The following is a 24,055-nucleotide window of genomic DNA, read 5'->3' on the forward strand; positions in this document are numbered from 1 at the left end:
ACATCATGCAGCGCATTCCCACCACCGACAATCTCATCGACATCGTCGATCTGTCCAAGAGCTATCGCCGCGGCAGCACCGAAGTGCCGATCTTCGACAAATTGTCGCTCTCGATCGAGCGCGGACGGTTCGTCGCACTGATGGGGCCGTCCGGATCGGGCAAAACCACTCTGCTCAACATGCTGGCCGGCATAGATCGCCCCAATAGCGGCATGCTCGCCGTCGATGGCGAACGCATCGATAGCTATAGCGAGTCGGGCCTTACCCGATGGCGCGCGCAGACGCTCGGCTTCATCTTCCAATTCTACAATCTGATGCCGATGCTCACCGCGGCGCAGAATGTCGAGTTGCCGCTGCTGCTCCACCGGATGAGCGCGAAGGAGCGCCGCCGCCGCGTCGATACTGCGCTCGACGTGGTCGGGCTGGCTGACCGCGCCCGGCATCGGCCGCGCGAGCTTTCGGGCGGACAGCAGCAGCGCGTCGCGATCGCCCGCGCACTAGTCGCCGATCCCAAGCTGATCCTCGCCGACGAGCCTACCGGCGATCTCGACCGGCCTAGCGCCAATTCGGTGCTCGAAATCCTGCGGCTGCTCACCGACGAACTCGGCAAGACCGTCGTGATGGTCACCCATGATCCCGTCGCCGCGCGCGCGGCCGACGTCACGCTCCACCTCGAAAAGGGATGCTTCGTCAACGAAGCGATCGCGGCATGAGGGAGACCACGCTCGTCCGGCGCAATGCGCTGCGCAATCCGGTCCGCATGCTGCTAATGGTGGGATGCATTGCCGTCGCCTTCCTGATCTTCGGCGTGCTGAGCGCCGTCGCCACTGCGTTCCGGCTCGAGGATCAGCCCGGCGCGCACGAGCGGATGATGGTGGTAAACCGCAACGGCTTCCAGCAGACGCTGCCCATCGCCTACGCCCGCGACGTCGCCCGCCAGGCCAATGTCGCGGTTTCGAGCCCGGTGCGCATGGCCTTGGTCTATTGGCGCCAGCCCAAGGACATCGTCTCCGCAGTGATGGTCGAGCCCGAAACCTATCTCGGCCTGTCCAAGGACGTCGTGAAGGTCGCTGACGAGGACCGCGCGCGCTTCGTTGCCACGCGTGACGGCCTGCTGGTCGGCCGCGCATTGGCCGAACGCTATGGCTGGAAGCGTGGCGATCAAGTCACGCTGCAGAGCTTCACCGATTTGCGCGACGACGGTACGCGCGCCTGGCGCTTCACCGTGGCCGGGATCTACACCGCCGCCCAGCCCGGCGGCAGCGAACTCGCCATGGCCGGGCACTTCGCTTATTACAACGAAGCGCTGCTCACCGGGCGCGACCGCATCAACTGGGTCCTCATCCAGGGCCGCGACCTCGCCGCCAACGATGCGATGGCGCGCACGATCGACACCGGATACGCCAATTCGGCAGCGGCGACGCGCACGCAGAGCGAGGCTGCGCTCGGTCGCGCCTTCCTGTCGCAGATCGGCGATCTGATGCTGATCGTCCGGCTGATCGTCGGGGCGGCGTTCGTCGTCATCCTCTGCGTCGTCGGCAACACGCTGATCTTCATGGTCGGCGAGCGCACCGGGGAAATCGGGGTGCTCAAGACGCTCGGCTTCTCGCGACTGCGTGTCGCGCGGATCTTCGCGGGCGAAGTCGCACTGATTGCGGTCGCCGGCGCTGTCGCGGGCATGAGCGTCGCGGCGCTGATCGTCTCCGCGCTGGCCACCGCGCTGAAGGACGTGCTGCCCGGCATGGCGATGGGTGCGTCCACCTTCGCCACCGCGGCCGGGCTCGTAGCGCTGCTGATCCTGCTGACCGGCATCCTGCCGGTGCTACAGGCCAGCCGCGTCAACATCGTCGAAGCATTGGGGAGGAAATGATGACCGGCAGCGTCAAACAGATCGCCGCAGTGGCGCGCATCGCCTTGCTCGGGCTGCCGTCGCGTGCGCGCATGTCGTCCGCCACGGTGCTGAGCATCGCGCTCGCCACGCTGGTGCTGCTCGGCTTCCTGGCGATGGCATCCGGCTTTCGCGCGACCATCGCCGGCACGGGATCGGACCAGAGCGCGATCATTCTCGCCGACGGATCGGCGTCCGAATTCAACAGCGCGATAGATACGGCGCGGCTCGCCCGGCTCGACAATGCGCCGGGGATCGCCGCCGGCAAGAACGGACCGCTGCTCTCGGCCGAGAGCTTCGCGACGATCAGCGCAGTCGAGGACGGCGGCGGCGAGTCGAGCGTGACCTTGCGCGGTATGGGACCGCAGGGACTGGCGGTCCGCCCGCTGGCACACCTCGCCGGCGGCCGCATGTTCACCCCCGGTCGCAACGAACTCGTCGTCGGCAGTGCGCTTGCCGGGCGCTACCGCGACCTCAAGCCCGGCGGCAGCGTCCGCCTCGCGGGCATGGCGTGGCGCGTTGTCGGCGTGTTCGAAGCCGGCGGATCGGCGATGGAATCGGAGGTCTGGGCCGACCGGAAGCTGGTCAGCCAGTTCTTCGGGTCGAGTGCGGCGGTGCAATCGGTACGCGCACGACTGAGCGATCCTTCTGCGCTCGCCGCCCTCAAGCAGTATCTGGCCGCGGACACCAGCCTCAAGCTGGTCGCCCGTTCCGAACGCGACTATTTCGCCGCGCAGGCAAGGAACATGGGCAAGCTCATCCTGTTCGTCGGCTGGCCGCTGGGCATCGCGATGGCGGTCGGCGCGCTCGCCGGTGCGTTGAACACGATGTTTACTTCGGTTTCGACGCGCTCGACCGAGATCGCGACTTTGCGAATCCTCGGCTTTCGCGGTCCGTCGATCTTCGTGAGCACGATGGCGGAGGCGGTGCTGTTGGTGCTGCTCGGCTCGGGACTCGGCGTAGCGCTGGCCGGCTTGTTCCTGCAGGGTCGCAGCGCGAGCACGATCGGCGGTAATCTCACCCAGGTGATGTTCAAGTTCGATCTCACCGCGAACGACATCACCCAGGCAGTTACCCTCGCGCTCATCGTCGGTGTGCTGGGAGGCGCTGTGCCGGCATGGCGCGCCGCCCGACGACCGCTGGGCAGCGCCGCGTAACTGAGCCCAAGCTGCGGAGTTCCAAGCGATCGGAGTGGCGGTAAGGGCCTGAAAGCAGCCGGTCCGCTAGGTGGGGACCCTCAACAGGTTGTTCTCGGCGAGACCGAATCTGGTGATTGGGGTGAGGTGTTTAATGCCGCCATGCGGTCGGTGCCAGTTGTCGCGATGGAGCCAAAGCTGGAGTTCGGCGCGCCGCGAGCATCTGAGTTGGGCCAGGCCTTTGCGTAGGCCCACTCGCAGCGCGGTCTGGATGAAGCGCTCTGCCTTGCCATTGGTGCGAGGCGTGCAGGGTTTGGTGCGGATGTGCTTGAGGGCGAGATCGCGACAGGCGAGGCGAAAGGCCTCCGAGCGGTAGCAGCCGCCGTTGTCGGTCATCACACGCGCAACGGTGATGCCGAGGCTTTGTGATAATAGGCCACTGCGTGGCGGAGCGCCGAGGCGGCGCTGCTTGCTTTCTCATCCGGCAGGATGTTGGCGCAGGCGATGCGTGAGGCATCGTCGATCGCGACATGCACATACTCCCAGCCGACCTTGAGACGTTTGATACGGCTGACGGTAGCGCCCGAGATGCTGCATGCCTTCCCGATCTGCCTGCCGGTCCAGCGCTCGCGCCGCAGTGCTACAACCTGCTCGACGACTCTTCCAAGGCGGCCGCGCGCAACCGGTGCGGGCGGGACGAGCGATCGGCAAGGCGGGCTCCCCTTCCAGGTCGAATCGTCTGAATCACTTGGCCACCGTGTGCAGCGAAACGCCCATGTTCGTCGCGACGGACATGGGCGACTGGCGCTCGATCAGCACGCGCCGCACCAGCAAAGCTCGACTGCGCGGTGTCAAACGGGCATTCTTGTGAATGTTCATCCGGTTCTCCCGAGGCTCTGAAGTGTCGCAACCTCGTCTCCCCGACCATTCAATCCGGATCGCTCTCTATCGGTGCCGCCGCCGGCAGGTCGTCGGGCGTCCCGTTCAACGCCCGCGCCAGCTGGTCGCGGTCGAGCGCGCCTTCCCAGCGCGCCACCACGATCGTCGCCACGGCATTGCCTATGAAGTTGGTGAGGCTGCGGCATTCGCTCATGAAGCGGTCGACCCCGAGGATCAGCGCCATCCCTGCGATCGGCACCTTGGGGACGATCGCGAGCGTCGCCGCGAGAGTGATGAAGCCCGATCCGGTCACGCCCGCCGCGCCCTTCGAACTCAGCATCGCCACCCCGAGCAAGGCGATCTGCTCGCCGAGCGTCAACTCGACCCCGGTCGCTTGTGCGATGAACAGGGCCGCGAGTGTCATGTAGATGTTGGTGCCGTCGAGGTTGAACGAATAGCCGGTGGGCACGACCACCCCGACCACTTCCTTGTCGCACCCCGCGCGTTGCATCTTCTGGATAAGTGCGGGCAGGGCGGCCTCGGACGATGAGGTGCCGAGCACGAGCAGCAATTCGGCCTTGAGATAGCGGATCAGCTTGAGGATCGAGAAGCCGTTGAGCGCGGCCACCGCGCCGAGAATGCCGAGCACGAAGATCAAGGCGGTCAGATAGAAGGTCCCCACCAGCGCGCCGAGGCTCAGCAGGCTGCCGAGGCCGTATTTGCCGATGGTGAAGGCCATTGCGCCGAATGCGCCGACCGGCGCCGCCCACATCACGATCGTCACCAGCCGAAAGATCACCAATGCGACTCGCTCGAGCATTTCGGTCACCGGGCGCGCCGCTTCGCCGACCAAGGTCAGCGACACGCCGAACAGCACGGCGACGAACAGGATCTGGAGGATCGACCCGCTGGTGAAAGCCGACACCAGGGTCGTCGGGATCACCGAGAGAAGGAAGCCGGTGACAGTGGTCTCGTGCGCCTTTTCCTCGAAACCATGGATCGACGCCGCGTTGAGGGTGGTTGGATCGACGTTCATCCCCGCGCCGGGCTGGACGATATTGGCCACCACGAGGCCGACGATCAGCGCCAGCGTCGAGAAAAACAGGAAATAGACGAACGCCTTGACTACCACCCGACCAAGTGCGGCCAGCTGGCGTGAGCCGGCGATTCCGGTCACGACAGTCAGGAAGATCACCGGCGGGATGATCATCTTGACGAGGTTGATGAAGCCGTCGCCGAGCGGCTGCAGGCCCGCACCGAAAGCCGGGGAGAAATAGCCCACTGCCACGCCGGCGATGATGCCGACGAGCACCCAGAAATAGAGCAGCTGCCAGAATGGCCGCTTCTGCCCGCCTGTGGTCACACCAGGCCCCATCCTCGTCCTTTCGCAGTCCCGCGGTTCGATGCCGCGGCAATCAACGCGCTACAAACAAAAAAGGGCGCCCCCGGGGGGAGCGCCCTTTCTGAAATTCAGCTCCGGCCCAAGCGGACCGGAAAAGAGATCAATGCGCGTTCGCCTCGGCGGCGTCTGCCTTGTTCTCTTCGACGTCGGCTGCGTTCTCGAGCACGTTCTCGGCAACGGCGTTCGAGGTGTTGTCAGCTGCTTCTTCGTAGATCGCAGCATTCGCCTCGTGGCTGTCGGCGACGTTCTCGGCAGTGGTGTTGGTGGTGCCGCCGTTGCAAGCCGCGAGCGACATCAGGCCGGCGGTCGCAGCAAGAATGAGGATTTTCTTCATGTGGGTTGCTCCTGTGGAACATTAAACGTTTCGCACCCGGCCCAATGCCCGACGCGAACCGCTGGAATAGCGGTCGTTGCGCTTGCGTCAATCGCAAATGTGCCGCGCCGCAAAATTTCTGCCACTTTTTTGCCCGAATTAGGACATCCCGCCGCCTTTTCGGCGCAGCTCACCGCGCGACGGGTGCGGTCGGCCCGATATCTTCCGGCGCATTGGCAGTGACGGCCAGCATTGTGGTCCATGCGGCCACATTCTGGCGCAACTGCGCGGGATCGACCTTGTCGAGCGTATCGTCCGGGGTGTGGTGATAGTCGAAATAGCGCAGGCCGGATTGCGCCAGATCGATTGCGGCGACACCCGACTGGATCACTGCGCCGACGTCCGCGCCGCCATTGGCCGGATCGCCCCCACGCCCGACACCGAGGGGTGCGAGTGCCGCAGCGAGCCGATCCGCGACCGGCTTCGCGCCCTCGGGCAGCGTCGCGTCGAACTTCCACACGCGGTCGGCGCCGAAGTCAGATTCGGACGCCAGCACATGCCGGTCGCCCTTGTGCGCCTCGAAATAAGCGCGTCCGCCGAACACGCCGGGCTCTTCGGCACCGGCCCAGAGTACGCGGATCGTCCGGCGCGGCTGGCCCGCGTCCATGATCCGCTTCGCCGCGGCAGTGACGATGCCGCAGCCCGAAGCGTCGTCGATCGCGCCGGTAGCGAGGTCCCAGCTGTCGAGATGGCAGGCGATCAACACGATGCCGGCGGCGGGATCGCTTCCCGGGACCTCGGCGATGACGTTGCCCGACTCGCCTTCCCCCTTGAACTGCGGGGTCACGACGAGCTTCAGCCGCACCGGCCCGCGCTTGAGCAGCCGCTGAAGTTGCTCGGCGTCGGGAAGTGCGAGCGCGGCGGCCGGGATCGGCTTGACGCCCACGGTCCAGTTGGTGCCGCCGGTGTGCGGATTGCGGTGATAGTCGGTGCCGATCGAGCGGATCAGCGTCGCGACCGCACCCTTGCTTGCCGCCACGCTCGGCCCCGCGCGCCGCGCGACGCCGAACACACCGTAGCTCGATCCGTCCTGCGTCGGCGCCATGCGATGGTCGATGAAGGCGATCTTGCCCTTCAGGCTGCCCGCCGGTGCCGCCTGGAGATCGGCGAAGCTGGCGAAGTAGGCGACTTCCGCTTCGAGGCCCGCGGCGCCGGTCGAGCCCGAATTGCCGAGCGCCGCGAGGGTGAGCTTCTGCGCCATCGGCCCGACGACTTCGGCGGTTTCCTCGCCGCGGACCCAGACGGGCATCTTGAAGGGCTCGCTCCGCACGTTCCGGAAACCGAGCGCGGTCAGCTTCTTCATCGCCCAGTTGCGTGCCCGTGCTTCCGCCTCGGTCGCCGCGAGTCGCTGGCCGACTTCGGTGGTCAGCCCTTCGGTGATCTCCCAAGCGAGATCGTCCTTGAGAGCTGCGTCGCGCAACGCAGCCACGTCGTGCGTCTGCGCGAAGGCGGGGAGGGGGAGGGCGAGCACGGCGGCGGCCGCGAGCAGGATGCGCTTGGTCATGGCGGTGTTGCTAGCCACGCCCGTAACGTTTGCCAAGGGCGCGTTTCTGGTTTGTTCGAATATCGGCCGCGTTGCCATTTGCCGCTCCGATCGCTACATCGCCGCCAAACTTCCCGCATCCCAGACTTCCATCGGAGACCCTATCGTGGCCGCCCAATACGCCTTCGTCATGAAGGACATGACCAAGACCTTCCCCGGCGCCCCAAAGCCGGTGCTGTCAAACATCAACCTGCAATTCTATCAAGGCGCCAAGATCGGCATCGTCGGCCCCAACGGCGCCGGCAAGTCGACGCTGATGAAGATCATGGCGGGCGTCGACAAGGATTTCACCGGCGAGGCGTGGCCTGGCGAGTATATCACCGTCGGCTATCTCGAGCAGGAGCCCCAGCTTGATCCGACCAAGAACGTGCTCGACAATGTCAAGGAAGGCGCGCGCGGGACTGCCGATCTGGTCGATCGCTTCAACGCGATCTCGGCCGAGATGGGCGACCCCAAGGACGATACCGATTTCGACGCGCTGATGGAGGAGATGGGCGATCTCCAGGCCAAGATCGACGCGGTCGACGGCTGGACGCTCGACAACCAGCTCGAAGTCGCGATGGAGGCCCTACGCTGCCCGCCGGGCGACTGGAGCGTCGAGAACCTCTCAGGCGGTGAAAAGCGTCGCATCGCGCTCACCCGACTGCTGATCCAAAAGCCTTCGATCCTGCTGCTCGACGAACCGACCAACCATCTCGACGCCGAGAGCGTCCAGTGGCTCGAAAATCACCTCAAGGAATATGCTGGCGCGGTGCTGATGATCACCCATGATCGCTATTTCCTCGATAATGTCGTCGGCTGGATCCTCGAAATCGATCGCGGCAAGTATTTCCCGTACGAGGGCAATTACTCGACCTATCTTGAGAAGAAATCCAAGCGCCTCGAACAGGAGGAACGCGAGGAATCGAGCCGCCAGACCGCGATCAAGAACGAGCTCGAATGGATCCGGCAGGGCGCGAAGGCGCGCCAGACCAAGTCCAAGGCGCGTATCGCCAAGTTCGAGCAGCTGGTTGAAACGCAGAAAAATCGCAAGCCGAGCGGCGCCCAGATCGTCATCCAGGTGCCCGAGCGCCTCGGCGGCAAGGTCATCGAAGTCGAGAACATCTCCAAGGCCTATGGCGACAAGCTCCTCTTCGAGAATCTGTCGTTCACGCTGCCCGCGGGCGGCATCGTCGGCGTGATCGGCCCCAACGGCGCCGGCAAATCGACTCTGTTCAAGATGATCACCGGCCAGGAAACCCCGGACAGCGGGACGATCGAGATGGGCTCGACCGTCCGCCTGGGCTATGTCGACCAGAGCCGCGATCACCTAGATCCGAAGAAGAACGTCTGGGAGGAAATCTCCGACGGGCTCGATTACATGAAGGTCAACGGCCACGACGCCTCGACCCGCGCCTATGTCGGTGCGTTCAACTTCAAGGGCGCGGACCAGCAGAAGAATGTCGGCAAGCTCTCGGGCGGCGAGCGCAATCGCGTCAACATCGCCAAGATGCTCAAGCGCGGCGGCAACGTCCTGTTGCTCGACGAGCCGACCAACGATCTCGACGTCGAGACGCTGGGCGCGCTGGAAGAGGCCATCGAGAATTTCGCGGGCTGCGCGGTGGTGATCAGCCACGATCGCTTCTTCCTCGATCGCCTCGCCACCCACATCCTCGCCTTCGAGGGCAACAGCCATGTCGAATGGTTCGAAGGCAATTTCGAATCCTATGAGGAAGACAAGCGCCGTCGCCTCGGCGACGCCGCCGACCGCCCGACGGCGCTGTCGTACAAGAAATTGACGCGCTGATCGGCGTGGCGATCGGATATGAGCGCTGGCAGGGCGAGGTGGCGGATGCCGCCACACCGCTGCTGGCGCTCTGCCGGTCGATCTTCCCCGATTTTACCGACGCCTATCTGCTCGATCGGCTGACCCGGTTAACCGATCCCATGCTCTGGCTCGTGGCGGAAGGCGGCGAGTGGCGGGGCTTCAAGCTCGGGTACCGCCGGGGCGACGATCTTCTCTACAGCTGGCTCGGTGGTATCTCGCCCGAGCTGCGCGGGCAGGGTGTCGCGGCTGAATTGATGTGCCGTCAGCACGCTGAGGCGGCGGCCAACGGCTACCGCTTTGTCGAGACGCGCACGCGCGCGGCGAACAACCCGATGATCTTGCTAAACTTGCGGCACGGCTTCCACGTCGCCGGTTTCGAAACCGACGCGCAGGGAATCGGCGTGGTGATTCAGCGCAAGGCGCTCGCGCCGACGCAGGCCTGATCGGCGTCAGGCGCGCTTGCCGGGTTGCCATCGCGGGACGGCCGCATCGTCGCTGACTCCGCGGTCAGAGCGCGCTGGTGTCTACGCTCAGCGTCGGGATCGTCGCGGCGGTGAGCCGCTCGCCGAACGCAATGTCCCGTGACTCGGCATAGGCGTCGTCTACGGGCGCCCACATCTGGTGAATCACCCGTGCATTCACGTCGACGACCCAATATTCCGGGACGCCGTTTCGAGCGTACATTGCCAGCTTGCGCTTGGTGTCGAACGTCAGCGTCGCGTCGGAAACTTCAATGATCAGCTTCACGCTGTCGAGTGGGATCAGGCCTTTGCCGTCCGGCTCGCTGGTCACCACAATATCGGGCTCGGGCGAGTTGTGCGGCGGAATGGCGATCGAGCCTTCGACGACCGCTTCCCATCCATGGCCCAATGCGGCGAGCGCCGCTGCGATGCGCACATGCAGCCGTGACTTGATTACCGCATGCGGCCGATGCTGTGCATTCATGAAGAAGATCTCTCCTTCGATCAGCTCGGTTTTCCGATACTCCTCGAACGCGCCCGCTTCATCGAGCCGCAGATAGTCCTCCAGCCGCAGCTTTAGGGGTAAATGGCTGTTGTTAAGAGGCAGCACCTCGGTCATGCGCGGCAGCCTACCATGGGAGGGAGCATCGTCCTAGACACCCGATAGCATACCCGCGCTCGCAAGGCGGACCGCGCCGACCTCCGCTGGGCGCGGTCCCCGGCATTTACACGCGTGAACGGTTGCGCGCCGCATCGACGCTCCACGGCCCCGCACCCGCTGCGGCGAGGTACAGAAAGATGAAGGCATATAGCAAGATCGCCTCGCCGCCATTGACCGAGGGGAAGAAACTTTTGGAGGCATGCGCCATGAAATAGCCCACGGCGGCCATGCCCGAGGCGATGAACGCCACCGGACGTGTGAACAGCCCGATCAGCAGCAGCGCGCCGCCGACCAGCTCGATGGCGCCAGCGGCGAGCAGCAGTGGCGGAAGGGGAGCGGGCATCGGGAAGGGCGGTAGCCCGAAGAATTTCGAAGTGCCGTGGTGCATGAAGGCGAGCGCCGCGACGATGCGCAACACACTCAGCAGAGGGCCGGACCAGCTCGCAGGAATGGGCATGCGTTCCTCCTGTTGACGGCGCGCGTGATCACGCCGTTTCGAAGGTGGAACCTTTCATGCCGCGGCCGGGGAATCAACCGGCTACAATGAAACCCTGCGTTTCCGCCTCAGGCGGTGAAGCGTTTGGTGAAGCCCTTGGTCTGCTTCTCGCCTTCGGCGGAATAGGCTTCGACATGCTCGACACGGGCGAGCGGCGAGCCCTCGTGGCAGCCCTCCACCAGTTTGGCCACCGTTTCGTCGTCGCCCGAAACGAAGATCTCGACGCGGCCGTCGCGGACATTGCGTACCCAGCCGGTCAGGCCGGTACGCTGCGCGGTGCGCACTACCCAATCGCGATAGCCAACGCCTTGGACGCGGCCGGAAACCAGAATGCGCTGTGTTACCATAGACCCAAACTCAACCCGAACCCGAACGCGGGCTCCGCCGCCAGTCTAGCACGATGAGTCGAACGCGAAGCACTGCGCGGATTTCGATCCATCGTATCCGGGGCACGAGTCAGGGGTAGGTTATCGCAATTACTTCATATTCTCGCTCGCCGCCGGGCAGGGTGACCCGGCGCAGATCGCCGATCGCGGCGCCGCGCAGCGCCCGCGCGAACGGTGCATTCCAGCCGATCAGGCCCTTGCCGGCATCGGTCTCGTCGTCCCCGACGAGAGTCAGCACGCGATGATTGTCGTCCTCGTCGGCGACCGTCACCGTCGCGCCGAAGAACACCCGATCGCGATCCTCCTGCTTCGCCGGATCGACGACCTTGGCGGCCTTCATCCGCCGCGACAGGAAACCCAGCCGGCGGTCGATCTCGCGCAGCCGTTTGCGGCCATAGATATAGTCTCCATTCTCGGATCGGTCGCCATTGCCCGCCGCCCAGGAGATCGTCTCCACCAGCTGCGGCCGCTCGGTGCCGAACAGAGCGTCATATTCTGCCTTGAGCGCGGCGTATCCGGCAGGGGTGAGGTAGTTCGGGCGGTCGATCATTCCTTCGCTTTCGGCCTGTGTTTCCCTCCCGCTTGCGGGAGGGGCTAGGGGAGGGACCGACGGGGAGGTTGAAGCGACTCACGCACGTCAGGCCTTCCCCCGACCCCACCCGCAATCGGGAGGGAAGCGCAAGTGGCAAGCGCGGGGTCAACCCGGCCGGTTCTTGCCCAGATACCAGCTCAAGTTCGCCGGCCCGCGCGAGCGGGAATATTGCGGGTTCATCAAATCATAGACCACTGCATTCTCGAGCACGCGCTGGACGTAATTCTTGGTCTCGAAGATCGGTATCTGCTCAATCCACTTGACCATGTCGCCACCCGGCAGCCGCGGATCGCCGTTGGCGCGGATCCATTTGTTCACATTGCCCGGCCCGGCATTGTACGCAGCGACCGCAAGCGGATAGCTGCCATAGATATTGTAGACACGCTGGAAATAGCTCGAGCCGAGCTTGATGTTGTAATCGGTGTCGGTGGTGAGCGACTCCCGATTGTAGCTCAGTCCCAGCTTGCCTGCGGTCTCCGCGGCGGTTCCCGGCATCAGCTGCATCAGCCCGCGCGCGCCGGCATGGCTCACCGCGGCGCGATCGAACTGGCTCTCCTGCCGCGCGATCGCGTGAACGATGGTCCAGTAATCGCGCTGTGATTCCGGAACGCGCACCGAGGGGTATCCGGCCGCAGTGTAGTCGGACAGGCCGTTCTCGAGCGCGCTCCGCCCGACCATCACTCCAAGATCGGGCCGCCCGATCGTGCGGCTGAGCTCGGCGGCGAGGACATGATCGGTGTCGCTGGCCGCGTCGCGCGCGATCTGGCGGATGAACATCCCCTGCGACACGCGGTCGCCCTGGGTGCCAAGCAATTGCGCCGCGCGTACCGTCTCGCGCCGATAGAAAGCGTCGCGAATCCCCGGATCGGCAATTCGGGCATCGAGCGGCGGCGGCCCTTTGAGCGGCCGGCCCTGCCGCTCGGCGGCGAGCTGGCCGTAATAGAGGTCGGCGAACCCGGCCGCGCGTGCCAGATAATCCTGCGCCGCGGCCTGATCGCCCGCCGCCTCGGCCGCACGCCCCGCCCAATAGAGGCCCTTCGACTGGGTGGTCGGGGTCTTCGAACCCTTCGAATAGCGCTCGAACATGCCCATCGCATCGCGCGGGCGGGCGAGATTGTAATAAGCAGTGGTGCCCGCGAGCCACGTCAAGCTGGTATAATCGTCGCGCTCGCCGAGCGGCAGTTCGGCGATCGCCGTGGTCGTCGGAAAGGCATCGTCGACCTGCGACGCGATTTGATATGCCAGGCTGTGCTGCCCGTCGGCCGACGCGCCGCGTGCGGCCATCAACAGCACTTCGTACCACGCCTCCGCATCGCCGGGATACGAGGTCAGCCGCGGCCGCTGCGCTAGATATGCGCGCATTGCCGGGCTCTGCCCGGTGTCACGCAGCCAGCGCGCACGATCGGCGATATAGCCCGGGTCGCTCCGACCCAGCTCCATCGCGGTTGCGCCCTTGAGCGCCGCGTCCGCCGTCTTTGTCCGGAAGGCGATCCGCGCTTCGAAGACCGAGCGCTTCTCAGGCGAGACGAAGGCGAGCTGGCGCTGGGCGAGGCTGACCGAGCCCTTCCACAACAGCATGTCCATCCGCGCATCGTGATCCGCCGGCCGCAGTGCCGACAGAAAGCCTGCCATCAGCTTGCTCTCGTCGGTTGCCCGGAGCTGGCCCGTACGCCAGGCGCGGCGCGCTTGCTCGTCGGCATCGGCGCGGCGACCCGACGCCGCCAAAGCCTCGGCGAAGCGGAGATGGCCGGCAGGCGTCAGCGGCGGGAAGCGTGTGAAGAAGCCGACCACCAGCCCCGGCGCCCCGCTACCGCTGTCCAGCGACGTCTCTGCCGCGGCACGTCGGCTTGTCTCACCCGGCCAGCCGGGATGCGCGAGCATGAAATTGGCATAATCGGAGAAAGGCCAGTTGTCGGATTGCTGCAGCCGCTTCCATTCGATCAGTGCGTAAGAGATCGGATCCCCTTGCGCATAGGCCGGCTGGACCGGCGAGACCGCGCTCTGCAGCGCATTCGCCATCGACCGAATTTGTTCCCGCGAGAGCTGCGACGAAGCCGCCACTCCCGAAACCCCAGCGAGCAATACAGCGCTCTTGATAACCGACCCGAGCATACTGGACATCATAGGCGGTCGCCGCCTATCTGCCAGTCCCGATTGCGGGAATTGCGAAAGATTTTCACGTCATGTTCTCCGGGTCGATCCCTGCTCTGGTCACGCCATTTCGCGATGGCAGGTTCGCAGAAGAGGATTACCGGACCCTTGTTGAATGGCAGATTGCCGAAGGATCGCTGGCGCTGGTTCCGTGCGGCACCACCGGCGAGGCGGCGACGCTGACCAAGGACGAGCATTTCGAAGTGGTCCGCGTCTGTGTCGATCAGGCGAGGGGCAGGGTGCCGGTGCTCGCCGGCGCGGGTTCGAACGACACGCTGGTTGCGATCGCCAACGTCCATGCCGCCAAGGCTTCGGGCGCCGACGCGGTGCTGATGGTGCCGCCTTATTACAACCGCCCGAGCCAGGAAGGCATTTTCCGCCATTTCGAGGCGGTGGCGGAAGCGACCGACTTGCCGATCATACTCTACAACGTCCCCGGTCGCACCGTGACCGACATTCAGCCCGCGACGATGGCCCGGATCGCCGCAGCGTTCCCCGATCGTTTCCTCGGGGTCAAGGACGCCACCGGCCAGCTCGGCCGCGTGTCCGAGCAGCGCGCCGGCTGCGGCGCCGGCTTCATCCAGCTTTCGGGCAATGACGAGACTGCGCTCGCTTTCAACGCGATGGGCGGGACCGGGTGCATCTCGGTGACCGCCAACGTCGCGCCGCGGCTCTGCGCCGAGTTCCAGGCGGCCTGGGCCGCCGGCGACAATGTTCGCGCGCTCGAGCTCCACGACCGGCTCTATCCCTTGCACATCGCGATGTTCACCGATGCCTCGCCCGGCCCGGTCAAATACGCGCTCGGCAGGGTCCGCCCAAGCTTCCCCGGCGAGCTCCGCCTGCCGATGACCGCGGCCTCCGGGGCGAGTCGCGCTGCGATCGATGCCGCGCTGGCGCATGCCAAACTGATCTAGCCGGCACGGTTGCAAAGCGTGCATCTTGCGCTGCGATAAACCGCACGCGACTGTCACAATCTGATCACAATCCACGCCTAGCCGCCCGGTCAGGGAAACAGTCCTTTCGTGAACGCCAGCCGTCCTGCGCATCTGCGCGGGCGATGGCTGCGTGCGTCCGCGAACCAAAAGAACATGATTGGGGAACCGATGAAATCCGTACTTACCCGCCACGCGCTCCGTTCGGGTGCGGCCGTTGCCGCGTTGCTCTACGCCGCAACCGCTTTCGCGCAGGACACCGCCGCCCCCGAGCCTGAAGCCGGCGACATCGTCGTCACCGCGCAGCGCCGCGAGCAGCGGCTGGTCGACGTGCCGGTGTCGGTGGCGGTGGTGCAGGGCGATCAGCTCCGCGATTTCCAGGCAGCGGGCGACGACACGCTTGCGCTCGCCGGCCGCGTCCCCGGTCTCTATGCCGAGACGACCACCGGCCGCATCTTCCCGCGTTATTACATCCGCGGGCTCGGCAATATCGATTTCTATCTCGGTGCGTCGCAGCCGGTGTCGATCATCCAGGACGATGTCGTGCTCGAGCATGTCGTGCTCAAGTCGAACCCGGTCTATGACCTCGACCGCGTCGAAGTGCTGCGCGGCCCGCAGGGCTCGCTGTTCGGCCGCAACACTACTGCCGGCATCGTCAAGTTCGACACGATCCGCCCGAGCGACACGTTCCAGGGCCGTGCCGCGATGTCGGTCGGCGAATATGGCAGTTCGAACATCGACGCCGGCTTTGGTGGCCCGATTGTCGACGACATTCTCTCGTTCCGCGTTTCCGGCCTGTACCAGCATCGCGACGACTGGGTCGACAACACCTATACCGGCCCCAGCTTCGACGGCACCCGCGGAAGCTTCAACGCGATGGGCGGCTTCGACGATCGCAACCTGCGTCTCCAGCTCCGCTTCACCCCGACCGACCGCCTGACCTTCGACCTTTCCGGTCATGGCCGCTGGTACAAGGGCAGCTCGACGCTGTTCCACCGCGGCGCGCTGGTGAAGGGCTCAAACAGCGTCGAGAACGAACCGCGCGACCGCGTTGCCTATGACGAGGCGATGGACAATCCGCAGGCATACGACACCTACGGCACGTCGCTGCGCGCCAGCTACGATCTGGGCGGCGCGGTGCTGACGTCGATCTCGGCATGGGAAACCACGTCGGGCTATAGCCGCGGCGACACCGATGGTGGCGCTGCGCCCTTGTTCACCGGCCCGGCATTCTACGGCCAGTCGCAGGGCAATGTCCGCGATCTCGACCAGTTCAGCCAGGAGCTGCGTCTCGCCAGCCCGGGCACCGGCCGGTTCAACTGGCAGTTCGGCGGCTACTATTTCGATTCGCGCGACACCACCGATTTCTACCAGCGCCGCTTCTTCCTCACGACGCCGTTCAGCGCGACCAACCCCAACAGCAACAACCCGAACAACTGGGTGCGTCTGCGCAACATCAACACGTCATGGGCGGCGTTCGGCCAGCTGAGCTACGAGGTGGTCCCGAACCTGACACTCACCGGCGGCGCGCGCATCACCAACGACAGCAAGTCGACGCGCCTGCTCAAGACCGCCGACACGGGTACCGGCGCGGTGACCTATGGCGGCCGTCGCTTCGTCGAGCTCGAGGACACCAAGGAGAGCTGGGACGTCAGCGCGCTCTACAAGCTCGGTGACAATGCCAGCCTTTATGCCCGCGTCGCCAAGGGCTTCCGCGGCCCGACGATCCAGGGCCGCTCGGCGGTGTTCAATTCGGACTTCAGCACCGCGGATTCCGAGACGATCCTGTCGTGGGAAGTCGGTGTGAAGGGCGCGTTGCTCGACAACCGCGTCCGCTTCAACCTCAGCGGCTTCTACTACACCGTCGATGACATCCAGCTCAACGCCAACGACCTCAACGGCAACGGCGTGCTGCTTAATGCCGACAAGGCAAAGGCGTATGGCGTCGAGGCCGAACTCGACCTGCACCCGGTCGAGAATTTCGCACTCTCGCTCGGCGGCAGCTGGCTGCACACCGAGATCGATGACCCGGACGCGCGGGTGCAGGTTTGCGTACTCGGCGGCGCGGTAGTCTGCACGGTAAAGGACACCCTCGTTCCCGCTACTACTTTCGCCCGGATCGACGGCAATCGCCTGCCCAACGCGCCCGAGTACAACCTCAACGTCGCGGCTCGCTACGACATCCCGACCGCGAACGACGGAAAATTCTTCGTCTCGACCGACTGGAACCTGCAGGGATTCACCAGCTTTGTGCTGTACGATACCAAGGAGTTCACGTCGGACGGCAACTTCGAAGGCGGTCTGAAGATCGGATATGAGGGCGAGGGCGGCGATTGGGAGATCGCTGCGTTCGCACGCAACATCACCAACGAGAAGAACCTCAAGGGCGTGATCGAGAACTACATGGCGGCGGTGTTCAACGATCCGCGGATCATCGGCGTCTCGTTCAGCACGCGGATGCGTTAGGAGCTGGGCGAGGACAACAGCTTCGCTACGTTCCCACATTGCGAGAAAAGAAAGGCCCGGCGCCGCGCGCCGGGCCTTTTCTTTTGCGCCCGGCATCCACCGCTTCCCTTCGGGGCGCCGCCCCCCTACATGCGCCCCTCTTATGGCCCGTCCGCGTCCCGCCACCTTCGACAAAGTGAAGACCGTCGCCGAGAACCGGCGCGCGCGGTACGAATATTTCATCGACACGGTCTACGAGGCGGGGCTTGCCCTGACCGGCACCGAAGTGAAGTCGCTGCGCTTTGGCGAAGGCTCGATCGCGGAGGCCTATGCCGAGGTGAAGGAGAACGGGGTGTGGCTGGTCAACGCCAACATCCCCGAATTCAGCCACGGCAACCGTTATAATCACGAGCCCAAGCGCCCGCGTAAATTGCTCCTTCATGAGCGTGAAATAAACAAGCTGCACGGCGCAGTCGCACGTGAGGGTATGACCCTCGTTCCACTCTCGATCTATTTCAATGGAAGAGGGCGCGCGAAAGTTGAGCTCGCGCTGGCAAAGGGCAAGAAGACGCATGACAAGCGCGAGTCGATCAAGGAACGCGACTGGAAGCGAGAGCAAGGCCGGCTCCTCCGCGACCGTGGCTGAGCGCGGGCTCGGCGCGCGCTTCCGTGGCTGGGTCCAGCGGAACCTGCCGACGCGCGAGAGCTTCGAGTCCAATCGCTGGCTCAAGCCGCTTGCGCACCGTATCCTGCATTCGTCGCTGTGGCGGATGACGCGTCGCTCGATCCCGCGCGGCGTGGCGTTGGGCATGTTCACCGGCATCCTGATCCCGATGGGCCAGATCCCGGCGTCCGCGGTGCTCGCGCTGCCGCTGCGGGCGAACGTGCCCGCGGCCGCGCTGACCACTTTCTTCACCAATCCGTTCACGACACCGTTCCTGCTCATCCTCTATTACAAGATCGGCAACTGGGCGCTGCATCTGAGCGGCACATCGGCGACGGCGGCGGCGAAGACCGCGGTGGCGGATGCCGGGTGGCTCCACTGGCTGGCGGCGGATGTCGGGTTGCCCACTGCCGTGGGCATGGCGATCTGCGCGGTGCTGGGCGGCATTCTTGGTTATTTCGTCACCGCGCTCGGCTGGCGGCTGTGGATCGGGCACAAGTGGCGCAAGCGGTCGGCCGAGCGTGCAGCGCGGCAGATTGACGCGACGTAGAGGCCCGGTAAGACACGCCTTTCTCTTTTCGAAGGGCCGCCTGATGCGTCTTCCCCTCCTCGCCACCACCTTCCTCGCCGGGCCTGCTTTGCTCGCCGGCTGTACCCGTGGCGAGACCCCGCCTCCCGAAGCCGTCGCCGCGCAGACCTCGACGGTGTCACAGGCAGCCGTCGGTCCGGTAGCGCCCGCCACGGCGCCGCGCCCGCAGATCGGCAATTACGGCTTCGACGAGGCCGGCATGGACAAGTCCGTTGCGCCGGGCGACGATTTCTACGGCTTCGCCAATGGCAGCTGGGCGCGGACCACGCCAATCCCGGCCGACAAATCGAATTTCGGCATGTTCTCGGTGCTCGACGATCTGTCGAAGCAGCGCACACAGGAGATACTCGAGGCGGCGAAGACGGATCCAAACTCGAAGATCGGTGTCGCTTATGCGACCTATCTCGACAATGCCGCGATCGATGCGAAGGGCCTCGCCCCGATCCAGCCCTGGCTGAACCAGATCAAGGGAGTGAAGGCAAAGTCCGGTCTGGCCGCGCTCTATGCGCAGGCGGATCGCAACGGCGTGGGCGGCCTGTTCGGCAGCTATGTCGGCCAGGACGACAAGAACCCGGACGTCTATGCGCTCAACATGAGCCAGGGCGGGCTCGGCATGCCCGATCGCGATTATTATCTCTCGAAAGACGCCAAGCTCGTCGAGACGCGTAATGCCTATGAGAAGCATCTCGCCAATGTCCTGACGCTGGCCGGCGAGCCCAATGCCGCTGCGCGCGCCAAGGCGATCCTCGCGCTCGAGACGCGCATTGCGCAAGCGCACTGGACGCGGATCGACAGCCGCGACGCCAACAAGACCTACAACAAGCTCAGCGTCGCCGCGTTGACCCGCAAGGCGCCGGGCTTCGACTTCAAGGGCTTCTTCGCCGGCATCGGCGCCCCGGTCGACAGCGTGATCGTCGCCCAGCCGAGCGCAGTCGCGGGGATCGCAAAGCAGGTTCGCGCCACCCCGCTCGCCGTGCTCAAGGATCAGTTGCTCGTCCGCAGCCTCGACAATTTCGCCGATGTGCTGCCCTCGTCCTTCGACAAGGAGCAGTTCGGTTTCTATGGTACCACGCTGTCGGGCACGCCCGAGCAGCAGGTCCGCTGGAAGCGCGCGGTCGAGTTCACCACCGGTGCGGTCTCGGACGAAGTCAGCCAGGCCTATGTCGCGAAATATTTCCCTCCGGCGACCAAGGCCGCGGCCGACGCGCTGGTCAAGAACGTCATCGCCGCGATGGATCGCCGTATCGACCAGCTCGACTGGATGGCGCCCGAGACCAAGGTCAAGGCACATGCCAAGCTCGCCGCCTTCACGCCCAAGATCGGCTATCCCGATCGCTGGCACGATTATGCGAACCTGCAGATCGTCCCCGGCGACGCGTTCGGCAACAATGTCCGTGCCAACAATTGGGCGCATGAGGATCAGATCTCGAAGCTCGGCCAGCCGATCCGGCGCTGGGAATGGGGCATGACTCCGATGGATGTGAACGCCTATGCCAATTTCGGCATGGTCGAGATCGTCTTCCCGGCCGCAATCCTCCAGCCGCCGTTCTTCGACCCCAATGCCGATCCAGCGGTCAATTATGGCGGCATCGGCGCGGTGATCGGCCACGAGCTCAGCCATCATTTCGACGACCAGGGCGCCAAGTACAATGCCGAGGGTCGCCTGACCGACTGGTGGACTCCGGCCGATGTTGCCGCGTTCAAGGCGCGCACCGACGCGCTGGTCGCGCAATATGACCAATATGAGCCGCTGCCGGGGATGCACGTGAAGGGCGCGTTGACCCTCGGCGAGAATGTCGCCGATCTGGCGGGCCTCACCGTCGCTTATGATGCCTACAAGCATTCTCTGAGCGGCAAGGGAGCACCGGTGCTCGACGGCACTTCGGGCGATCAGCGCTTCTATCTCGGCTGGGCGCAGGTCTGGCGACGCAACTATCGCGAGGCGAATCTTCGCCAGCGGCTGCTCACCGATCCGCACAGCCCGTCGCAGCAGCGCGCCTGGGTCGTGCGCAACCTCGACCCCTGGTACTCGGCCTTCGCGCCGGCTCCGGGCAACAAGCTGTTCCTGACTCCCGAACAGCGCGTCCGGATCTGGTGACCCATTTTCCGTCTCCCCTTGTGGGAGAGGGAGGGAGCAGACTTTAGTCGGCGGAAGGGTGAGGGGGAGTGAGTCTCACGGCCCCCTCATCCTTCCCTCTCCCGCAAGGGAGGAAGGCAAACGCTTGACCCGCGCCCGCCCAGCGAACATCGCTAATCGCATGGCGACCTTGCCGACTCCCGCGCCGACGCGCCGCCTGCTTCCGCTGCTCGCGGCCGCCACCGCGGGCCTGATTGCGGCCGCCCTCATCCTCGTCACGCTCAACGACCGCTCCGTTGCGATCGGTTTCGTCGCGGCGGGCCTGCTGGCGGGGGGCGTATTGCTCGGCGCGCGCCGGATGCTCCACCGCGAGGCGGTCGTCGAGACCCACGTCGACTGGTCGGTGGCGCAGGCGCTAGCCGCCGCCTCGGGTGATGCGCTTGCCGTCACCGACCGTGCCGGCCGCCTGGTCTGCGCCAATGCCCGCTACGAGATCCTCTTCGCCGGCTGGCCGACTCCGCCCAGCCTGCCGGTCAGCGACGCCGCGGTCGAGGCGCTGGGAGTCGGCGCCCGCACCGCATGGCGCGACGGCGAAGCGCTTATCGACAATATCCAGGTGTTCGGCGCGCCGGTCTCCGCCCGCGTCGTGCGGGTCGGCGACGAATCGCTGGTGTGGCGCTTCGTCGGCGTTCAGGCGCTCGATCTCGCCGCGCAGGTCGAAGGGCTGATCCACGGCCACACCGGCGACCGCCTTGCCTCGGCGGGGATCATGGCAGTGATGGTCACGCCCGAAGGACGGATCCGCTCGGCCAACCGGGTGTTCAAGGCGCGTGCGATGGGATCGCCCGACGCGGCTGCCGAAGGCCGCGACTTCACCCGCTTGCTGATCACCGATTCGATGGGTCTCGTCCGCTTCGAGCGCGAGGGGCTGGAGGGTATGCCGCTGCGCGTGCTCCAGATCCCGTTCCTTGATGGCGACGAGGCGCCGATGCTCGTCGCCTTGCTCGACGAGGACAATCTCGCGCTTCCCGCACCGGCGATCGGGGCGAGCGCATCGGCGCACGTCCGCTCGCTGATCGCGATGCTGCCCTCGGGACTCGCGCTGGTCGATCGCGACGGCCGTTTCGTCAGCATGAACGACGCGTTCGTCCGCGCCGCCCGGATCAACGCTGCCGCGCCGCCGCTCTATCCGATCGATCTGGTGGTGCGCGAGGACAAGGCCGCGCTCGCCGACGCCGTCCGCCGTTTCGCCGGCGGCGCCGCGCAGTCGGCTGAGATGACGGTACGCTTCGTCGATGCGCCCGAGGAGCCTGTCGCGCTCACCATCGCCGGCGCGCGTGGCCTCGGCGATGCAGCGGTGCTGATCAGCCTCAAGGATTCGGGCGAAGAGGGCAAGCTCAAGCGGCAGATCGCGCAGGCGACCAAGATGCAGGCGGTCGGTCAGCTCGCCGGCGGCGTCGCGCACGATTTCAACAACATCCTCACCGCGATCATCGGGCATTGCGACTTGATGTTGATGCGCCATTCGCCCGGCGACAGCGACTATGACGACATCCAGCAGATCCGCGCCAATTCGAACCGCGCCGCCTCGCTGACCCGGCAGCTGCTCGCCTTCTCGCGCCAGCAGACCCTGCGCCCACAAGTCCTCCAGCTCCCCGACGTCATCTCGGAGGTCTCGAACCTGCTCAAGCGCCTGCTCGGCGAGACCGTCCGGCTCGAGGTCAAGCACGGCCGCAATCTCGGCCCCGTCCGCGCCGATCCGGGCCAGCTCGAGCAGGTGGTGGTCAATCTTGCGGTGAATGCCCGCGACGCGATGTTGACCGCCAACCCCAATGGCGGCGGCACGCTCACCATCGCCACTTCGTGCGTCGCCGCCGCGGAAGTTCGTCAGATGGACGACGACGTTCTCCCGGTTGGCGACTATACCGCGCTGCGCATCACCGACACGGGGACCGGCATCCCCCTCGATATCCTGGGCAAGATCTGGGAACCGTTCTTCACCACCAAGGAAGTGGGCAAGGGCACCGGCCTCGGCCTGTCGACCGTCTACGGCATCATCAAGCAGTCGGGCGGGTTCATCTTCGCCGATAACGTCCCCGGCGGCGGCGCCGAGTTCACCATCTATCTGCCGGTGCACAGCGCGCCCGAGGCGGTGGTCGCCAAGACTCCGGTCAAGCCCAAGCAGATCGATCTCTGGGGCTCGGGCACGATCCTGCTCGTCGAGGACGAGGACATGGTCCGCGCCGTCGCCGAACGCGCGCTCACCCGGCAGGGCTATACCGTGGTCACCGCAGAGAATGGCGAAGTCGCGCTAGAAACGCTCGAATCGATGGAAAAGCCCGACCTGCTGATCAGCGACGTGGTGATGCCGTCGATGGACGGCCCGACCATGGCGCGGCGGGTCCGCGCGCGTTACCCCGATCTGCCGATCCTGTTCATGTCGGGCTATGCCGAGGAGCAGCTACGCAAGTCGATCGATCTCGACAATGTCGCCTTCCTGCCCAAACCCTTTTCGGTTCAACAGCTTGCCGAAGCTGCCCGCGACGTTCTCGCTGCGAAATAATCTCTTGGCGGCGACAAAATTTCCTGCAAGGTGCCGAACATGCCAACCCTTCGTCGTGTCCTCATCGTAGAGGACGAACCCTTGATCGCGATGATGCTCGAGGACTTTCTCGATGCGCTCGATCGCGAGCTCGCCGGAACCGCCGACGATGTCGCTGGCGCACTGGCCCACATCGCGGCGGGCGGCGTCGAAGCGGCCATTCTCGACGTCAATCTGCGCGGCGGCGAACAGAGCTGGCCGGTCGCCGCGAAGCTCGCCGAGCTCGGCATACCTTTCATCCTCGCCACCGGCGGCGCGGGGGATTCGATCGCCGAAGCCTGGCGCGATCGACCGGTCCTCTCGAAACCGTTCACAATGGACGGCGTGGAAAAGGCACTCGACGCGCTGGGCTGAGTGGCGCAGCGTCGGCTATGGGCGGAAGCGAAGGCTGGGCGCTCGGCTACAGACGCATCCCGAGCCAGATAACCGCCTCGGTCGAGAAGGAGACCAGCGGAGTGATCAGCCTAGGCCAGACTCCGCCCGGAGTTAGCCGCGCGACGGAAAGATCGTGATGCTCCTGCTCCTCCCCAATGATCCGGCGCAACGTGGCAACGGCCTGCTGATCGATGCCATCCAATGCTCGAACCTGCTCGTTCATGTGGCGAAGCACGACCTGCTCGATTGCGACCGTAGTAGCCGCGATGGCTTGGCGACCAGCTAATCCGGTAACGGTGCCCAGAACAAACCCACCAATTGCACACAAGAAATAGCTTCGGCACCGGCGCCTGTTCCGGTGCTGCAATTCCGCGCCAAACTGTGCGCGGTGTCCCCGCTCATGTGCGAGAAACGTGTCAAGCTCAGCCACCATTTCCGGTGCTCGCCAACGGGCGAACCACCGCTGCGCCCGATACACGCAGATGGCGCCGTGCTCGCCAGCGTGATCGACTTTCATCACGCGGTCGCCCAGCGTCTCTCCTTCTTTGAGCCGTGCTAACAGAGCCATCGTTTCAATGTCCCACGGCAAGCGGATG

At 65.2% G+C, this 24,055-nt stretch carries 24 protein-coding genes; 12 read left to right on the forward strand and 12 right to left on the reverse strand.

What is annotated here, in order from left to right:
* The first annotated feature begins 5 nt into the window (after nt 1-5).
* The 3 genes from CVN68_RS03780 to CVN68_RS03790 are packed head-to-tail and all read left to right on the forward strand — an operon-like array spanning nt 6 to nt 3,045.
* A complete protein-coding gene (locus CVN68_RS03780; protein WP_100284191.1) occupies nt 6-713 on the forward strand; it encodes an ABC transporter ATP-binding protein in 708 nt (235 codons plus the stop codon).
* Nucleotides 710-1,870: an ABC transporter permease gene (locus CVN68_RS03785; RefSeq protein ID WP_158298727.1), complete on the forward strand. Its 1,161-nt coding sequence runs from the start codon at nt 710-712 to the stop codon at nt 1,868-1,870. Before CVN68_RS03780 ends, CVN68_RS03785 begins: the two co-directional genes overlap by 4 nt.
* Nucleotides 1,870-3,045 carry an ABC transporter permease gene (locus tag CVN68_RS03790; RefSeq protein ID WP_158298728.1) on the forward strand — a complete coding sequence of 392 codons (1,176 nt, stop codon included), beginning with the start codon at nt 1,870-1,872 and terminating at the stop codon, nt 3,043-3,045. The genes CVN68_RS03785 and CVN68_RS03790 overlap by 1 nt, the downstream gene beginning before the upstream one ends.
* Before the next feature lie 66 nt (nt 3,046-3,111).
* Here CVN68_RS03790 and CVN68_RS24410 read toward each other — a convergent pair whose 3' ends face one another.
* The 6 genes from CVN68_RS24410 to CVN68_RS03810 all read right to left on the reverse strand — a co-directional run bounded on the left by CVN68_RS24410 (nt 3,112) and on the right by CVN68_RS03810 (nt 7,182).
* The gene (locus CVN68_RS24410; protein WP_407695529.1) at nt 3,112-3,420 is read right to left on the reverse strand and encodes an integrase core domain-containing protein; all 309 of its coding nucleotides are present in this window, start codon (nt 3,418-3,420) and stop codon (nt 3,112-3,114) included.
* Nucleotides 3,420-3,560, reverse strand: coding sequence for a hypothetical protein (locus tag CVN68_RS24415; RefSeq protein ID WP_407695530.1), 141 nt, complete (start codon nt 3,558-3,560; stop codon nt 3,420-3,422). The genes CVN68_RS24410 and CVN68_RS24415 overlap by 1 nt, the downstream gene beginning before the upstream one ends.
* Nucleotides 3,561-3,768: 208 nt before the next feature.
* The gene (locus CVN68_RS24420; protein WP_407695531.1) at nt 3,769-3,903 is read right to left on the reverse strand and encodes a leucine zipper domain-containing protein; all 135 of its coding nucleotides are present in this window, start codon (nt 3,901-3,903) and stop codon (nt 3,769-3,771) included.
* Nucleotides 3,904-3,952: 49 nt separating this feature from the next.
* Nucleotides 3,953-5,278: a dicarboxylate/amino acid:cation symporter gene (locus CVN68_RS03800; RefSeq protein ID WP_100281020.1), complete on the reverse strand. Its 1,326-nt coding sequence runs from the start codon at nt 5,276-5,278 to the stop codon at nt 3,953-3,955.
* A 127-nt stretch (nt 5,279-5,405) separates the two neighbouring features.
* Entirely contained in the window at nt 5,406-5,639 is a 234-nt protein-coding gene (locus CVN68_RS03805) for a hypothetical protein (RefSeq protein ID WP_100281021.1), read from the reverse strand.
* Nucleotides 5,640-5,808: 169 nt separating this feature from the next.
* The gene (locus CVN68_RS03810; protein ID WP_100281022.1) at nt 5,809-7,182 is read right to left on the reverse strand and encodes a M28 family peptidase; all 1,374 of its coding nucleotides are present in this window, start codon (nt 7,180-7,182) and stop codon (nt 5,809-5,811) included.
* Nucleotides 7,183-7,327: 145 nt separating this feature from the next.
* Here CVN68_RS03810 and ettA point away from each other — a divergent pair, with 145 nt between their 5' ends.
* Nucleotides 7,328-9,007 carry an energy-dependent translational throttle protein EttA gene (ettA, locus tag CVN68_RS03815; protein ID WP_100284192.1) on the forward strand — a complete coding sequence of 560 codons (1,680 nt, stop codon included), beginning with the start codon at nt 7,328-7,330 and terminating at the stop codon, nt 9,005-9,007.
* 5 nt (nt 9,008-9,012) lie between these two features.
* Entirely contained in the window at nt 9,013-9,471 is a 459-nt protein-coding gene (locus tag CVN68_RS03820; RefSeq protein ID WP_100281023.1) for a GNAT family N-acetyltransferase, read from the forward strand.
* Nucleotides 9,472-9,535: 64 nt separating this feature from the next.
* Here CVN68_RS03820 and CVN68_RS03825 read toward each other — a convergent pair whose 3' ends face one another.
* The 5 genes from CVN68_RS03825 to CVN68_RS03845 form a co-directional block, all read right to left on the reverse strand.
* Nucleotides 9,536-10,108: a Uma2 family endonuclease gene (locus CVN68_RS03825; protein ID WP_100281024.1), complete on the reverse strand. Its 573-nt coding sequence runs from the start codon at nt 10,106-10,108 to the stop codon at nt 9,536-9,538.
* Between the two features lie 106 nt (nt 10,109-10,214).
* Nucleotides 10,215-10,607 carry a DoxX family protein gene (locus tag CVN68_RS03830; protein WP_100281025.1) on the reverse strand — a complete coding sequence of 131 codons (393 nt, stop codon included), beginning with the start codon at nt 10,605-10,607 and terminating at the stop codon, nt 10,215-10,217.
* Between the two features lie 107 nt (nt 10,608-10,714).
* Entirely contained in the window at nt 10,715-10,993 is a 279-nt protein-coding gene (locus CVN68_RS03835; RefSeq protein ID WP_100281026.1) for an acylphosphatase, read from the reverse strand.
* Between the two features lie 109 nt (nt 10,994-11,102).
* Nucleotides 11,103-11,582 carry a transcription elongation factor GreB gene (gene greB, locus CVN68_RS03840; RefSeq protein ID WP_100281027.1) on the reverse strand — a complete coding sequence of 160 codons (480 nt, stop codon included), beginning with the start codon at nt 11,580-11,582 and terminating at the stop codon, nt 11,103-11,105.
* A gap of 147 nt (nt 11,583-11,729) precedes the next feature.
* On the reverse strand, nt 11,730-13,736 hold the full coding sequence (locus CVN68_RS03845) for a lytic transglycosylase domain-containing protein (RefSeq protein ID WP_100281028.1): 2,007 nt from the start codon (nt 13,734-13,736) through the stop codon (nt 11,730-11,732).
* A gap of 71 nt (nt 13,737-13,807) precedes the next feature.
* Here CVN68_RS03845 and dapA point away from each other — a divergent pair, with 71 nt between their 5' ends.
* From dapA to CVN68_RS03880, 7 genes are all read left to right on the forward strand, one after another.
* Entirely contained in the window at nt 13,808-14,689 is an 882-nt protein-coding gene (dapA, locus tag CVN68_RS03850) for a 4-hydroxy-tetrahydrodipicolinate synthase (protein ID WP_100281029.1), read from the forward strand.
* A 189-nt stretch (nt 14,690-14,878) separates the two neighbouring features.
* Nucleotides 14,879-17,173 (forward strand): TonB-dependent receptor, encoded by a 2,295-nt coding sequence (locus tag CVN68_RS03855; protein WP_100281030.1) that lies wholly within the window; start codon nt 14,879-14,881, stop codon nt 17,171-17,173.
* Between the two features lie 142 nt (nt 17,174-17,315).
* Nucleotides 17,316-17,798: an SsrA-binding protein SmpB gene (gene smpB / locus CVN68_RS03860; RefSeq protein ID WP_100281031.1), complete on the forward strand. Its 483-nt coding sequence runs from the start codon at nt 17,316-17,318 to the stop codon at nt 17,796-17,798.
* On the forward strand, nt 17,791-18,366 hold the full coding sequence (locus CVN68_RS03865) for a DUF2062 domain-containing protein (protein WP_233503573.1): 576 nt from the start codon (nt 17,791-17,793) through the stop codon (nt 18,364-18,366). The genes smpB and CVN68_RS03865 overlap by 8 nt, the downstream gene beginning before the upstream one ends.
* A 43-nt stretch (nt 18,367-18,409) precedes the next feature.
* Complete coding sequence (locus CVN68_RS03870) at nt 18,410-20,503, forward strand: M13 family metallopeptidase (RefSeq protein WP_100281033.1); 2,094 nt, start codon at nt 18,410-18,412, stop codon at nt 20,501-20,503.
* A 160-nt stretch (nt 20,504-20,663) separates the two neighbouring features.
* Nucleotides 20,664-23,045, forward strand: a complete 2,382-nt coding sequence (locus CVN68_RS03875) for a hybrid sensor histidine kinase/response regulator (protein ID WP_100281034.1) — start codon at nt 20,664-20,666, stop codon at nt 23,043-23,045.
* Nucleotides 23,046-23,084: 39 nt separating this feature from the next.
* A complete protein-coding gene (locus tag CVN68_RS03880) occupies nt 23,085-23,438 on the forward strand; it encodes a response regulator (protein WP_100281035.1) in 354 nt (117 codons plus the stop codon).
* 46 nt (nt 23,439-23,484) lie between these two features.
* Here CVN68_RS03880 and CVN68_RS03885 read toward each other — a convergent pair whose 3' ends face one another.
* Nucleotides 23,485-24,027 (reverse strand): demethoxyubiquinone hydroxylase family protein, encoded by a 543-nt coding sequence (locus CVN68_RS03885; RefSeq protein WP_100281036.1) that lies wholly within the window; start codon nt 24,025-24,027, stop codon nt 23,485-23,487.
* Nucleotides 24,028-24,055: the final 28 nt, after the last annotated feature.

It is taken from the genome of Sphingomonas psychrotolerans (genome assembly GCF_002796605.1).
GTDB lineage: Bacteria > Pseudomonadota > Alphaproteobacteria > Sphingomonadales > Sphingomonadaceae > Sphingomonas > Sphingomonas psychrotolerans.